12 protein-coding genes are annotated in these 13,354 nt (G+C 69.7%); 1 reads left to right on the top strand and 11 read right to left on the bottom strand.

The features are described 5' to 3' along the window. Nucleotides 1-220 precede the first annotated feature (220 nt). The 6 genes from EJK15_RS61265 to EJK15_RS61290 form a co-directional block, all read right to left on the bottom strand. Nucleotides 221-694, bottom strand: a complete 474-nt coding sequence (locus EJK15_RS61265) for a GNAT family N-acetyltransferase (protein ID WP_138719564.1) — start codon at nt 692-694, stop codon at nt 221-223. Nucleotides 695-840: 146 nt separating this feature from the next. After that, nucleotides 841-1,578 carry a 4-hydroxy-tetrahydrodipicolinate reductase gene (dapB, locus tag EJK15_RS61270; RefSeq protein ID WP_138719565.1) on the bottom strand — a complete coding sequence of 246 codons (738 nt, stop codon included), beginning with the start codon at nt 1,576-1,578 and terminating at the stop codon, nt 841-843. Nucleotides 1,579-1,685: 107 nt separating this feature from the next. After that, the gene (locus tag EJK15_RS61275) at nt 1,686-2,999 is read right to left on the bottom strand and encodes a M16 family metallopeptidase (protein WP_138719566.1); all 1,314 of its coding nucleotides are present in this window, start codon (nt 2,997-2,999) and stop codon (nt 1,686-1,688) included. Between the two features lie 64 nt (nt 3,000-3,063). Beyond that, nucleotides 3,064-5,403, bottom strand: coding sequence for a polyribonucleotide nucleotidyltransferase (locus tag EJK15_RS61280; protein WP_138719567.1), 2,340 nt, complete (start codon nt 5,401-5,403; stop codon nt 3,064-3,066). Between the two features lie 296 nt (nt 5,404-5,699). Beyond that, the gene (gene rpsO, locus EJK15_RS61285; protein ID WP_138719568.1) at nt 5,700-5,969 is read right to left on the bottom strand and encodes a 30S ribosomal protein S15; all 270 of its coding nucleotides are present in this window, start codon (nt 5,967-5,969) and stop codon (nt 5,700-5,702) included. A gap of 348 nt (nt 5,970-6,317) precedes the next feature. Beyond that, nucleotides 6,318-7,244: a bifunctional riboflavin kinase/FAD synthetase gene (locus EJK15_RS61290; protein ID WP_138719569.1), complete on the bottom strand. Its 927-nt coding sequence runs from the start codon at nt 7,242-7,244 to the stop codon at nt 6,318-6,320. 82 nt (nt 7,245-7,326) lie between these two features. Between EJK15_RS61290 and EJK15_RS61295 the strand changes: the two genes are divergently transcribed. After that, nucleotides 7,327-8,346, top strand: a complete 1,020-nt coding sequence (locus EJK15_RS61295; protein ID WP_138719570.1) for a TRM11 family SAM-dependent methyltransferase — start codon at nt 7,327-7,329, stop codon at nt 8,344-8,346. An 85-nt stretch (nt 8,347-8,431) separates the two neighbouring features. On the opposite strand, the gene truB is transcribed toward EJK15_RS61295, so the two are convergent. From truB to infB, 5 genes are all read right to left on the bottom strand, one after another. Further along, the gene (truB, locus tag EJK15_RS61300; RefSeq protein ID WP_138719571.1) at nt 8,432-9,304 is read right to left on the bottom strand and encodes a tRNA pseudouridine(55) synthase TruB; all 873 of its coding nucleotides are present in this window, start codon (nt 9,302-9,304) and stop codon (nt 8,432-8,434) included. Between the two features lie 31 nt (nt 9,305-9,335). Then, nucleotides 9,336-10,331 carry a DHH family phosphoesterase gene (locus EJK15_RS61305; RefSeq protein WP_240777945.1) on the bottom strand — a complete coding sequence of 332 codons (996 nt, stop codon included), beginning with the start codon at nt 10,329-10,331 and terminating at the stop codon, nt 9,336-9,338. A gap of 38 nt (nt 10,332-10,369) precedes the next feature. Continuing rightward, a complete protein-coding gene (rbfA, locus tag EJK15_RS61310; protein ID WP_138719573.1) occupies nt 10,370-10,822 on the bottom strand; it encodes a 30S ribosome-binding factor RbfA in 453 nt (150 codons plus the stop codon). A gap of 40 nt (nt 10,823-10,862) precedes the next feature. Next, the gene (locus tag EJK15_RS61315; RefSeq protein ID WP_138719574.1) at nt 10,863-11,159 is read right to left on the bottom strand and encodes a DUF503 domain-containing protein; all 297 of its coding nucleotides are present in this window, start codon (nt 11,157-11,159) and stop codon (nt 10,863-10,865) included. Nucleotides 11,160-11,279: 120 nt separating this feature from the next. Next, a partial coding sequence (infB, locus tag EJK15_RS61320; RefSeq protein ID WP_138719575.1) for a translation initiation factor IF-2 occupies nt 11,280-13,354 on the bottom strand: 2,075 nt, incomplete at its 5' end.

Raw genomic sequence — 13,354 nt, forward strand, 5'->3', positions numbered from 1 at the left:
GTGCGGTGGGGGCGGGTGGGCGCGGCGGAGGCCCGGCTGTTCTCGTTGAGGGCGGCCGTGGACTACGCCGTTGACTGGCTCGCGTCGCACCGCGCCCCGGCCGCGCGAAGCTAGCAGGCCGAAGAGGGCTGCAGGCGGCCTCTCGGCACGTCAGTACACACGACCGTGCACAGCGCATCAGCACGCGCGGCCGCTACGGGCGCACCAGCACGCGCGGCCATCATCGGCGCATCACCACGCGTGGCGCGATCTCGATCCCCAGCTCGCGCTCGTGCTCCACCAGCGCCCGCAGCTCCGGCCCCCACTCCGGCTCGGGCAGCACGGAGAAGCCGTGCCGGGCGTACCACGGCGCGTTCCAGGGCACGTCCCGGTACGTCGTCAGCGTCACGTGCGGCGCACCGGCCGCCCGCGCGTGGTCGATCACGGCGGCCATCAGCCGCCCGCCGATGCCCTGGCGCATGTGGTCCGGATGGACGGCCAGCTGGTCGAGATGCAGGTTGCCGTCCACCCACCCGACCAGCGCGAAACCGGCCGGAGGGTCACCCTCCACCAGGACGGTCCCGGGGTCGTCCACTTCCTCGATCATGGTGGTGCCGGGCGGGAACGTGATGTCCACCTGCTCGAACAGCCGGTCCGCCGCCAGCTCGATCGCCACCAGCGCGGGGAACTCGCCGGCCTTCGCCCATCGCACCATGCCGACACGATCTCATCTCTCGGCCGGATCTTGCCACTCGTATTAGTGTTGATGATCGTAGGCCCGGCTGTGCGGAGCCGGGACCCTCTCCTCACGACGTGCCCACGACCACCAGGTGGTGGGCACGTCGTGCGGCCAGGCCGGGCTCAGAGGTCGAGCAAGGGCTCCAGACCCATGGTGAGGCCGGGCAGCTCGCGTACCCTGCGCACGCCGAGCAGCACGCCGGGCGTGAACGCGGCCCTGCTCATCGTGTCGTGCCTGATCGTGAGGATCTCGCCGTCGCCGCCCAGGAGCACCTCCTGGTGGGCGATCAGCCCGGACAGACGTATCGCGTGCACGTGCACCCCGCCCACGTCGGCGCCGCGGGCGCCGTCGAGCGCGGTGCTCGTCGCGTCGGGCATCGGCCCCGCCCCCGCCTTGGCGCGCGCCTCGGCCACCAGCTCCGCCGTACGGCGGGCCGTGCCGGACGGGGCGTCGGCCTTGTTGGGGTGGTGCAGCTCGACGATCTCGACGGACTCGAAGTAGCGGGCCGCCTGCTGGGCGAAGTGCATCATGAGCACGGCCGCGATGCCGAAGTTGGGGGCGATCAGGCAGTTGGTGCCCGGAGAGTCCGCCAGCCACCCGCGTACGGTCGCGAGCCGCCCCTCGTCGAAGCCGGTCGTGCCCACCACCGGATGCACGCCGTGGGCGATGGCCCATTCGAGGTTGCCCATGACCACGTCGGGGTGGGTGAAGTCGACCACCACCTCCGCGCCCTCGAGCTCTTCGATGGAGTCGTCCTTGTCGAGCGCGGCCACCAGCGCCATGTCGGTGGCCGCCTCGACCGCCTTGCACACCTCGACGCCCACGCGGCCGCGGGCGCCGAGCACACCTACCTTGATCACACGGCCAACCCTATACCAGCGAGAAAGCTGCGCACTGTTGCGCCTGGTCGAGGCCGATGGCTGTCGTGGTCCGCTGGACGCGGATCACGACAACGGCCGCACCTTTCTCACGGGCGGATGGCGTCGGTGAAGTCCTTGTCACCGTACGGGCCGATCACAGCGAGCGTGAGCGGCCGGTTGAGGACGTCCCTGGCGACTTCTGAGATCTCGTCAGGGGTGACCGCTTCGATGCGCGCCAGCACCTCGTCCACCGACATGAGCTCCTCGTAGACGAGGTCGTTCTTGCCGATGCGCGACATGCGCGAGCCGGTGTCCTCCAGGCCGAGCACGAGCCCGCCGCGCATCTGCCCCTTGCCGCGCATGATCTCGTCGGCGCCCAGCCCTTCGGCCACGACCCTCGACACCTCGTCCCGGCAGATCTTCAGCACGTCGTCGATCTTCGACGGCAGGCAGCCGACGTAGATGCCGAATTGGCCGGTGTCGGCGTACGCCGAGGTGTAGCTGTAGGCGGAGTAGGCCAGCCCGCGCTTCTCCCTGATCTCCTGGAAGAGCCTGGACGACATGCCGCCGCCCAGCGCGGCGTTGAGCACGCCGAGCGCGAACCTGCGATCGTCGGTACGGGACAGCCCGGTCGTGCCGAGCACCAGGTTGGCCTGCTCGGTCGGCCGGTCGAGCACCCTGACGCCCGAGCGCGCGTCGGCGCCGGGGCCGCTGGTGCGCGGCGGGGTGAACTCGGCCGCGCCGGCCAGGAAGCCCGCCCGCGCGTACGCCCTGGTGACCAGCTCGACGACCTCTTCGTGCCGTACGTTGCCCGCCACGGACACCACCGTGCGGCGAGGCTGGTAGTAGCGGTGGTAGTACTCGGCGATCCGCTCGCGCCCCAGGGCGTTGATCGAGTCAACCGTGCCCAGGATGGGCCGGCCGATCGGCGAGTCGCCGTACAGCTCGGCGGCGAACTGCTCGTGCACCACGTCCGAGGGGTCGTCGTCGTGCATGGCGATCTCCTCGAGGATCACGCCACGCTCGGACTCGACGTCCTCTTCGGTCACCAGCGAGCTGGTCACCACGTCGGCGAGCACGTCGACCGCGACCGACAGGTCCTCGTCGAGCACCCGCGCGTAGTAGCACGTGTACTCCTTGGCGGTGAAGGCGTTGATCTCACCGCCGATGCCCTCGATGGAGGCGGAGATCTCCATGGCGTCGCGCGTCGGAGTGCCCTTGAACAGCAGGTGTTCGAGGAAATGGGTGGCCCCTGTGTGCTCGGGGGCCTCATCCCGCGAGCCGATGCCGACCCACATGCCGACCGCGACGCTCCGCACGGTCGGCATGGTCTCGGTCACCACGCGCAGCCCACCCGGGAGGACGGTGCGCCTTACCACCCCGGCTCCGTCCTTGCCAGGGTGGAGCGTGGACGTACTCACGGGGCCTCCTTCGCCGGCCCCGTGCGTACTCTGCTGCCTCTGATGGTTTCCTCGCTGCGCTCGCTCACGAGTTCCGGTCGTCCCCGTCGCCGTTGCTGCTCCGGGTGCGGACCCGCGTACGGGTGCGGCGCGGCCGGTCCGACTTGTCCTCGGCGGGCGCGTCGGCGGCCTCCTCCGGCTCCGAGGTGTCCCCGTCACCGACGGCGGGGGCCTTCGCCTCCTTCTCGGCGGCCTCCTTCTCGATGACCTCGACCGGCACCAGGGAGAGCTTGCCCCGGCCGTCGATCTCGGCGATCTCGACCTGGACCTTCTCGCCGACGCTCATCACGTCCTCGACGTTCTCGATGCGCTTGCCGCCGTGCAGCTTGCGGATCTGCGAGACGTGCAGCAGGCCGTCCTTGCCCGGCATGAGCGAGACGAACGCGCCGAAGGCCGCGATCTTGACGACCGTGCCCAGGTAGCGCTCGCCGACCTCCGGCATGTGCGGGTTGGCGATGGCGTTGATCGCCGAACGCGCGGCCTCCGCGGACGGGCCGTCGGTGGCGCCGATGTAGATCGTGCCGTCGTCCTCGATGGTGATCTCGGCGCCCGTGTCGTCCTGGATCTGGTTGATCATCTTGCCCTTCGGGCCGATGACCTCGCCGATCTTGTCCACGGGGACCTTGATGGTGATGATGCGCGGCGCGGTCGGGTTCATCTCCGCCGGGGAGTCGATCGCCTCCTGCATCACGTCGAGGATCGCCAGGCGGGCGCCCTTGGCCTGCTTGAGCGCGGCGGCCAGCACGGAGGCGGGAATGCCGTCGAGCTTGGTGTCGAGCTGCAGCGCGGTGATGACGTCCTTGGTGCCGGCGACCTTGAAGTCCATGTCGCCCATGGCGTCCTCGGCGCCCAGGATGTCGGTCAGCGTGACGTACGTGTCGCCCTCGCCGATCAGGCCCATCGCGATGCCCGCGACCATCTCCTTGAGCGGCACACCGGCGTCGAGCAGCGCCATCGTGGACGCGCAGACCGAGCCCATCGAGGTGGAGCCGTTGGAGCCGAGTGCCTCGGAGACCTGGCGGATCGCGTACGGGAACTCCTCACGCGCGGGCAGCACCGGGATCAGCGCCCGCTCGGCCAGCGCGCCGTGACCGATCTCGCGGCGCTTGGGCGAGCCCACCCGGCCGGTCTCGCCGGTGGAGTAGGGCGGGAAGTTGTAGTTGTGCATGTAGCGCTTGGTCCGGTCAGGGTTGAGCGTGTCGATGACCTGCTCCATGCGCAGCATGTTGAGCGTCGTGATGCCCAGGATCTGGGTCTCACCGCGCTCGAACAGCGCCGAGCCGTGCACCCGCGGAACCACGTGGACCTCGGCCGACAGGGCACGGATGTCCTTGGCGCCGCGGCCGTCGATGCGCACGCCGTCCTTGACGACCCGCTCGCGCATGAGGTTCTTCATCACCGAGCGGAACGCGGCGCCGATCTCCTTCTCGCGCCCCTCGAACTCGGGCATGAGCTTCTCGCCGGTCAGCGCCTTGACCTTCTCCAGCTCGTTCTCGCGCTCCTGCTTGCCCGCGATGGTCAGCGCGGCGGCCAGCTCGGTCTTCACCGCGGACTCGACCGCGGCGTAGGCGTCCTCCTGGTAGTCCAGGAAGATCGGGTATTCGGCTGTCTCCTTGGCCGCGACCTGCGCGATGCGCGACTGCGCCTCGCACAGCACCTTGATGAAGGGCTTCGCGGCCTCCAGGCCCTGCGCGACGGTCTCCTCGGTGGGCGCGACGGCGCCCTCGGCGACCAGCTTCAGCGTGTCCCTGGTGGACTCGGCCTCGACCATCATGATCGCGACATCGCCGTCGTCGAGCACCCGGCCCGCCACGACCATGTCGAACGTCGCCTGCTCCAGCTCGGGATGCGTCGGGAAGGCCACCCACTGGCCCTCGATCAGCGCGACCCGCACGCCGCCGATCGGGCCGGAGAACGGCAGCCCCGCGAGCTGCGTGGACAGGGACGCGGCGTTGATGGCGACCACGTCGTAGAGGTGAGCGGGGTTGAGCGCCATGACGGTGGCGACAACCTGGATCTCGTTGCGCAGGCCCTTGACGAACGACGGGCGCAGCGGCCGGTCGATCAGCCGGCAGGTGAGGATGGCGTCCTCGGAGGGACGGCCCTCACGGCGGAAGAACGAGCCGGGGATGCGGCCCGCGGCGTACATGCGCTCCTCGACGTCGACCGTGAGCGGGAAGAAGTCGAGGTTCTCCTTCGGATTCTTGGACGCGGTCGTGGCCGACAGCACCATCGTGTCGCTGTCGAGATAGGCGACGGCGGAACCCGCCGCCTGGCGCGCGAGCCGACCGGTCTCGAACCGGATCGTGCGTGTGCCGAATGAACCGTTGTCTATGACGGCTTCAGCAGTGTGGACACCCTCCACGGGGGACCTCCTTGTGGTCGGTCTCCCGCGCCCTTTTCACCGGCACCCTCGTTAGGTGCAGCGCCGGTCTTCGATCGAAGCGCCCGGTCATTCTTACCGGAAGCCACTACCGAGGACCGGCCCGCAGGCGTCGCGGGTCGCAAGGTGCTTAGCGGACGCGGGGGCTGTGTGTCTCGGATCTTCAGTTGTACGTCAGGCGCGGGGCCGTTTTCACGCCGCCACGCGCCGGACGCTCCTGACCATATGGGCTCTACCCATATGAAGAAGGGAGCGGCGAGCGCCGCTCCCTTTCTATGTTATCGGCGCAGGCCGAGTCGCTCGATGAGCGTACGGTAACGCTGGATGTCGACCTTCTGCAGGTACTTCAGCAGGCGGCGCCGGCGACCGACGAGCAGCAGCAGACCACGACGGCTGTGGTGGTCGTGCTTGTGCGTCTTCAGGTGCTCGGTGAGCTCGCTGATGCGCTTGCTGAGCAGTGCGATCTGCACCTCGGGCGACCCAGTGTCACCTTCGGCCGTCGCGTACTCGCCTATGATGGACTTCTTGGCAGCGGTGTCGAGGGACACGGCTCTCCTTCAATCTACGGACACGCGCGAATGAGATGAAAGCGCGAACGACCGTGCGTGCCTACAGTCGCCGCATGAAGGCCGTCATGGGCAGCGCGCAGCGCCGCCGTCACAGAGCCGACATGCAAGGTTACCACCTAGGCCAGGGTGCTCGTGTGCCCTGTCCCACACCGGCAGCGTACGGCCTGCTCGGACGGCCGTGTACTGCTCGGCGTACTCACGGAAGCGGGTGCACGTGCGCTCCGTAACGGCGGCGCGCCACTGACCGGTCAGCGGCCGTTTCCCTGGACAGACGCAGGCCGGCGACGGCGGGTGGCAGGCCACGGCAGCGCGTAAAAGACGGGAATTTCAGCTGGTGAGGCGGCGAGTAGCGGCGACGTCGGCGTGTATCTGCTCGATCAGGGCCTCGATGGACTCGAAGCGGGTGTTGCCGCGCAGGCGGGCGGCGAACTCCACCGCCACATGCACCCCATACAGCTCCAGGTCATCCCGATCCAGCGCGTACGCCTCCACCGTCCGCGGCACTCCCTCGAACGTCGGATTGGTGCCGACCGAAATGGCGGCCGGCCACCGCTCCCCCAGATACAGCGCGGGCAGGTTGGCCACGGGCACGCACTCCAGCCACCCCGCGTAGACCCCGTCGGCCGGGATCGCCGTGTGCTGCGGCGTCTCGACGTTCGCGGTCGGGAAGCCCAACTGGCGCCCGCGCTGGTAGCCGCGGACGACCACGCCCTCCACCCGGTGCGGCCGCCCGAGCGCCGCCGCGGCGCCCTCGACGTCGCCGGTCACGAGCCGGTCGCGGATGGCGGTCGACGAGACGGCGTCGAGCATGGGCACGACCTCCACCTCGAAGTCGTATTTATCGCCCAGCGTCCGCAATGTCTCGACATCGCCGCTCGCGCCGTGCCCGAACACGAAGTCCTCCCCCACCACCACGACGGCGGCCCGCGAACGCTCGGCCAGCACCGACTGCGCGAAGTCGGCCGGGCTGGTGCGCGACAGCTCGAGCGTGAACTCCACCACGTCGATCTCGTCCACCCCCAGCCCCACCAGCAGCTCGCGCCTGCGCCTGGGATTCGTGAGCCGCTGCGGGTGCGACCCGGGGAGCACGACCTCGTCAGGATGCGGCTCGAACGTGACGGCGACGGCCCGCAGCCCCCGCTCACGGGCGATGGCGACGACCCGCTCGACCACCCGCTGGTGCCCGCGGTGAACCCCGTCGTACACACCGATGGCGACGACAGACCTTCCCGAACCCTGCACGCTAGGCCCCATTCGCTCGTGGCGGATCGATCGGACACCAGCCTGCCACGCGCGTCACGGTTACCTCCAATCGAGGGGGATAGGATCGGGCATCATGCCTCGATACGCACTACTGATCCTGCCTGCCTTCAACCGGGTCTACGGGGAGAGCTCCGTCCGGCTGACGAGGAGCGAGCTGGCGGTCTTCAGCGGGCGTGCCCTGCGCGGCGAGGTGCTGGCCAGCGAGGAGACCACGATCGGCGGCGTGCCGTACGTGACGTTCGAGACGGCGGAGCCCCTTGCTCAGTCGGATATCTCGCTTTTGTCAAACCTTTCCTCGGTTTACGTAATCTTTGCGATGGAGGGCGAGCTGCTCAGGCCACTGCGGATGCAGTCGCTCGACCGGCTGAGCAGCGACCTGATCACCATCCAGAAATACCCGGGCAAGACCAACGAGCACTTCACCAAGCTGCTGCTCAACGTCACCGTGCTGGCCGGGGACAGGGAGCTGGGCGAGCGGCTGTCGGTGTTCGACCCGCTGTGCGGCCGGGGCACGACGCTCAACCAGGCCCTCATGTACGGCTACGACGCCTGCGGGATCGACGTCGACGGCAAGGACTTCGAGGCGTACACCGGCTTCATCAAGACCTGGCTGCGCAACAAGCGCTTCAAGCACACCGCCGAGACCGTGCCGGTGCGCCGCGAGCGGGCCCTGGTCGGCCGGCGGCTGAACGTCACGTTCGGCCTGTCGAAGGAGGCTGTCAAGGCGGGCGACGTGCACCGGCTGGCCATGGTCAACGCCGACACCCTCAAGAGCCGGGAGTTCTTCAAGCCGCGCTCGTTCGACGTCCTGGTGACCGACGCGCCCTACGGCGTCCAGCACGGCAGCAAGGGCGGCTCCGGCCTGTCCCGCAGCCCTCTGGAGCTGCTGCGCAAGGCCGTTCCGGTCTGGACGGAGCTGCTGCGCCCAGGCGGCGCGATGGGCATCGCCTGGAACACCTACGGCGGCAAGAGCTCCGACCTGGCGGAGATCCTCATCGCGGCCGGCCTCGAGGTGATGGACTATCCCGACTTCGAGCACTGGGTGGACCAGGCGATCGTCCGCGACATCATCGTCGCCCGCAAGCCCGCCTGAAGCGCCTGCAAAACCCGCCCGAAGCGCCCGCAAGCCCGCCTGAGGCGCCCGCGGGCCGAAGCTCGCAGCAGGCCGAAACGCCCGCCTAACCGGCGAAGACGGCGATCGGCTTGGCGACCCGGCCCTGCTCCTCGACCAGTGCGAGCAGGTCCCCCTCTGGCCCGAACACGCCGATCGGCCCCTTGCCGAGCCCGGCCGCGGGCAGCCGCCCGCCGTGCCCGATGACGCGGGCCTCCTCGGCGGTCACGTCCCTGCGCGGGAACGCAGCCGCCACCGCCTCCCCGATCGGCAGGACCACGCACTCCTCGGCGAGCTGCTCGATGGTCCTGGCCAGCGACAGATCGTAGGGCCCCACCCGGGTACGCCGCAGCCGCGCCAGATGGCCGCCGACCCCGAGCGCCGCCCCCAGGTCGCGGGCCAGCGCGCGGATGTAGGTGCCGCTGGAGCAGGTCACGACCGCGTCCACGTCGACGACGTCGTCATGGGCGCTGATGCCAGGCACCTCGAACGCGTGCACGGTGACGGGCCTGGCCAGCAGCTCCACCACCTCGCCAGCGCGCGCCATCTTGTAGGCCCGCTGCCCGTTCACCTTGATCGCGCTGACCTGCGGCGGGATCTGCATGATCTCCCCGGTCAGCGCCGCGACGCCCTTGTGGATCTCGGCCTCGGTCACGCCGGCCGCCGAAGCCGTGGCGGTGACCTCGCCCTCGGCGTCGTCGGTGTTCGTGCTGACGCCGAGCCTGATCGTGGCCTCGTAGACCTTCTCGGTCAGCGCGAGGTGCCCGAGCAGCCTGGTGGCCTTCTCCACGCCGATCACCAGCACGCCGGTCGCCATCGGGTCGAGCGTGCCGGCGTGCCCCACGCGGCGGGTGCCCGCGATGCGCCGCATCTTGGCCACCACGTCGTGGGACGTCCAGTCGCCCGGCTTGTCGACGATGATCAGACCGCTCTCGGCCATCAAGCCTTCCCCAGCTCTCGTCCGGACGCCATCAGACCTTGCCCAGCTCTCGCCTCAAGGCGGCCATGGTGTCCTCGACGCTGTCGTGCGAGGTGTACCCGGCCGCGTTGTGGTGCCCGCCGCCGCCCAGCGCCGCGCATGCGGCGCCCACGTCGACGGTGCCCTTGGACCTGGTGGACACCTGCCAGGCGCCCTGGTCGTCCTCCTTGAGCACGACCGCCACCTCGGCCTCGTCGGTGCGCCGTACGATGTCGATGATGCCCTCGAGCTCGGCGTACGGCAGCCCGTACGCGGCCCGGTCCACCCGCGTGATGTACGTCCACACCAGGCCGCCCTCCAGCGTCACCCGGTCGAGCGCGGCCGCCAGCACCTTGAGGGCGCCGAACGGCGAGCGGTCCCACAGCTCGCGGGCGATCTCGTCGGTACGCAGCCCCATCGCCACGAGCCTGGCCGCCATCTGGTGCACGGCAGGGGTGGTCGAGGGGTACCTGAACGAGCCGGTGTCGGTCACCAGGCCCGCGTACAGGCACGTGGCGATGTCGCGGTCGAGCCGGCCGCCGAGCCGGTAGATGAGCTGCTCGGCCAGCATCGCCGTGGCGGCCGCCTTGGCGTCGATGAGCGCGAGCGTGCCGAACGCGGCGTTGGACGGGTGGTGGTCGAGCACGATGACCTCGCGCGCCCTGGCGGTGTTGTCGCTGAGCAGCCCCAGCCGCTCGAACGTCGAGGTGTCGAACGTGATCATCAGCTCGGGCGCCGCCGGGTAGTCCTCCGGCGGCACCAGCATCTCCTGCCCCGGCAGGAACCGCAGCAGGCGGGGCACCGCGAAGTGCCGGTCGCCGAACGACGCCACGACGCGTTTGCCCATCGAGCGCAGCACGAAGGCGACGGCCAGCATCGAGCCGAGCGCGTCGCCGTCGGGCGTAACGTGGCAGGCCAGCGCGATCTCGTCGGACTGCCGGATCAGGTGCAGCGCCCGATCCCAGGCACTCTCCGGCACCGCCCCGCCGCTCCCGTTGCGGGAGCCCACGCGGGCCGGCCCATTTGCTCTGTCTCGTACGTCGGGGGTCACGCCGGTTCTTCCCCGACTGCCTCTGTGCCCTCGTCGGGCTTCTTGTAGGGGTCGGGCTCGCCGGCGTACGCGGCGCCCTGGGCCTGGGCCGCGACCTCGGCGTCCCGCGCCCTGGCGGCGTTGATCAGCTCGTCGAGCTGGCGGGCGGTGTCGGGCAGCGGATCGTGCTTGAACGCCAGCGTCGGGGCGAAGCGCACGCCGGTCTGCCGTCCGACCTCGGAGCGGATGATCCCCTTCGCGCTCTCGAGGGCGGCCGCGCTGTCGGCGCGCTCGGCCTCGGAGCCGAAGACTGTGTAGAACACCGTCGCTTCGCGCAGGTCAGCGGTGATGCGCGTGTCGGTCACGGTGACGAAGCCCAAGCGCGGGTCCTTGATCCGGCGCTCCAGCATCTCGGCGACGATCTGCTGAATGCGGTCGGCGAGCTTGCGCGCTCGTGCGGCATCCACCATGTTCGCTCCCCCTCACGCACGTCCTGGCCGTGCAAGTCGTTCAATCTTCGTCGGTGTAGAGGCGCTGCCTGGCCGACAGCAGCTCGATTTCAGGGCGGAAGGCCACCATCCGCTCGCAGGCGTCCATCACCTCTTTGCAGTTACCCGCGGAGGCGGAGACCACCGCGATGCCGATCTCGGCCCTGCGATGCAGGTCGAGATCGCCGGTCTCGGCGACCGCTATGCCGGGATAACGTCGCTGCAGCTCGGCGATCAGAGGCCGCACGGCGGAGCGCTTCTGCTTCAGCGATCTGACGTCGCCCAGCAGGATGTCCAGGGTCAGAGCACCCACATACATCGTTGGTTGCCACCGCTTGGCTTGGTGTGCTGAACGCACGACCGGCCTGCTGCGGTGGGAACCAGGCCAGAGCGTGCGAGAGGCGCCCGGCGGAGGTTCCGCCGGGCGCCCGGCCGCGTGCTATGCGCGCGGCTTCTCCCGCATCTCGAACGTCTCGATCACGTCGTCGATCCTGATGTCGTTGTAGCCGACACCGATGCCGCACTCGAAGCCCTCGCGGACCTCGGTCGCGTCATCCTTGAAGCGACGCAGGGACGAAACGGTCAGGTTGTCTGCGATGACGACGCCATCGCGGATGATCCTGGCCTTGCTGTTGCGGACGATCACGCCGGAGCGAACCAGCGTACCGGCGACGTTGCCGATCTTCGGCACCTTGAAGACCTCGCGGACCTCCGCCGTGCCCATCTGGATCTCTTCGAACTCGGGCTTGAGCATGCCCTTGAGCGCCGCTTCGATTTCCTCGATCGCCTGGTAGATGACCGAGTAGTAGCGGATGTCGACGCCCTCGCGCTCGGCCAGGTCGCGCGCCCGTGGCTCGGGGCGGACGTTGAAGCCGATGATGACCGCGTTGTCGTCGGCGACGGCCAGGTTGACGTCGTACTCGGTGATGGCGCCGACCGCGCGGTGCAGGACACGGAGCCTGACCTCGTCGCCGACGTCGATCTTGAGCAGGGCGTCTTCCAGGGCCTCCACCGAACCGGACACGTCGCCCTTGATGATGAGCTTGAGCTCGTCGACGCGGCCCTTCTCGAGGTTGCTGAACAGCTCCTCGAGGGTGAGGCGACGGCTCGACTTCGCCATGTCGGCGCTGCGCTTGCGCGCCGCGCGCTGCTCGGCGATCTGGCGGGCCATACGGTCGTCGGTGACGACGATGAAGTTGTCACCGGCGCCCGGCACGGCCGTCAGACCCATCACCCGGACCGGACGGGACGGCGTGGCCTCTTCGACCGCGTCGCCGTTGTCGTCCAGCATCGCGCGGACGCGGCCGTAGGCCTCGCCACACACGATCGAGTCGCCGACCCGCAGCGTGCCGCGCTGGACCAGGACGGTCGCGACAGGGCCGCGGCCCTTGTCGAGGTGCGCCTCGATCGCGATGCCCTGGGCGTCCATCGACGGGTTGGCCCGCAGGTCGAGCTCGGCGTCGGCGGTCAGCACGATCGCCTCGAGCAGCTCGTCGAGGCCCGTGCCGTTCTTCGCCGAGATGTCGACGAACAGCGTCGAGCCACCGAACTCCTCGGCCACCAGGCCGTACTCGGTGAGCTGGGCACGCACCTTGTTGGGGTCCGCGCCCTCCTTGTCGACCTTGTTGACCGCGACCACGACCGGCACGTCAGCCGCCTGTGCGTGGTTGAGCGCCTCGATCGTCTGCGGCTTCACACCGTCGTCGGCCGCCACCACCAGCACCGCGATGTCGGTGGACTTGGCGCCTCGGGCACGCATGGCGGTGAACGCCTCGTGACCCGGGGTGTCGATGAAGGTGATCTTCCGGTCTTCGCCCTCGTGCACGGCGGCGACCTGGTAAGCACCGATGTGCTGGGTGATGCCACCCGCCTCGCGCGCCACCACGTTGGTCTTGCGGATGGCGTCGAGCAGCTTGGTCTTACCGTGGTCGACGTGACCCATGACGGTCACGACCGGCGGACGCGCGGCCAGGTCGGCCTCGTCGCCCTCGTCCTCGCCGAACTCGATGTCGAAGGCCTCGAGAAGCTCGCGGTCCTCCTCCTCCGGGCTGACGACCTGGATGTTGTAGTCCAGCTCCTGCCCGAGCAGCTGCAGCGTCTCCTCGTTGACCGACTGCGTCGCGGTCACCATCTCGCCGAGGTGCAGCATGATCTGCACGAGCGCGGCGGGGTTGGCGCCGATGCGGTCGGCGAAGTCGGACAGCGACGCGCCGCGCGGCAGGCGGATCGTCGCGCCGTTGCCGCGAGCGACCTGCACGCCGCCGATCGCCGGTGCCGACATGTTGTCGAACTCCTGGCGCCTCTGGCGCTTGGACTTGCGGCCACGAGTGGGACGGCCACCGGGACGCCCGAAGGCTCCCGCGGTGCCGCCGCCACGGCCACGACCGCCGCCACCGGGACGGCCGGCGAAACCGCCGCCGCCACCGGGACCACCGGTGCCGGTGCGCTGGCCGGTGCCGCCGCCACCAGGACGGCCGGCGAAACCGCCGCCACCGCCACCAGGACGACCGCCAC

The sequence above is a fragment of the Nonomuraea basaltis genome (genome assembly GCF_005893125.1).
In the GTDB taxonomy this organism is placed as follows: Bacteria; Actinomycetota; Actinomycetes; order Streptosporangiales; family Streptosporangiaceae; genus Nonomuraea; species Nonomuraea basaltis.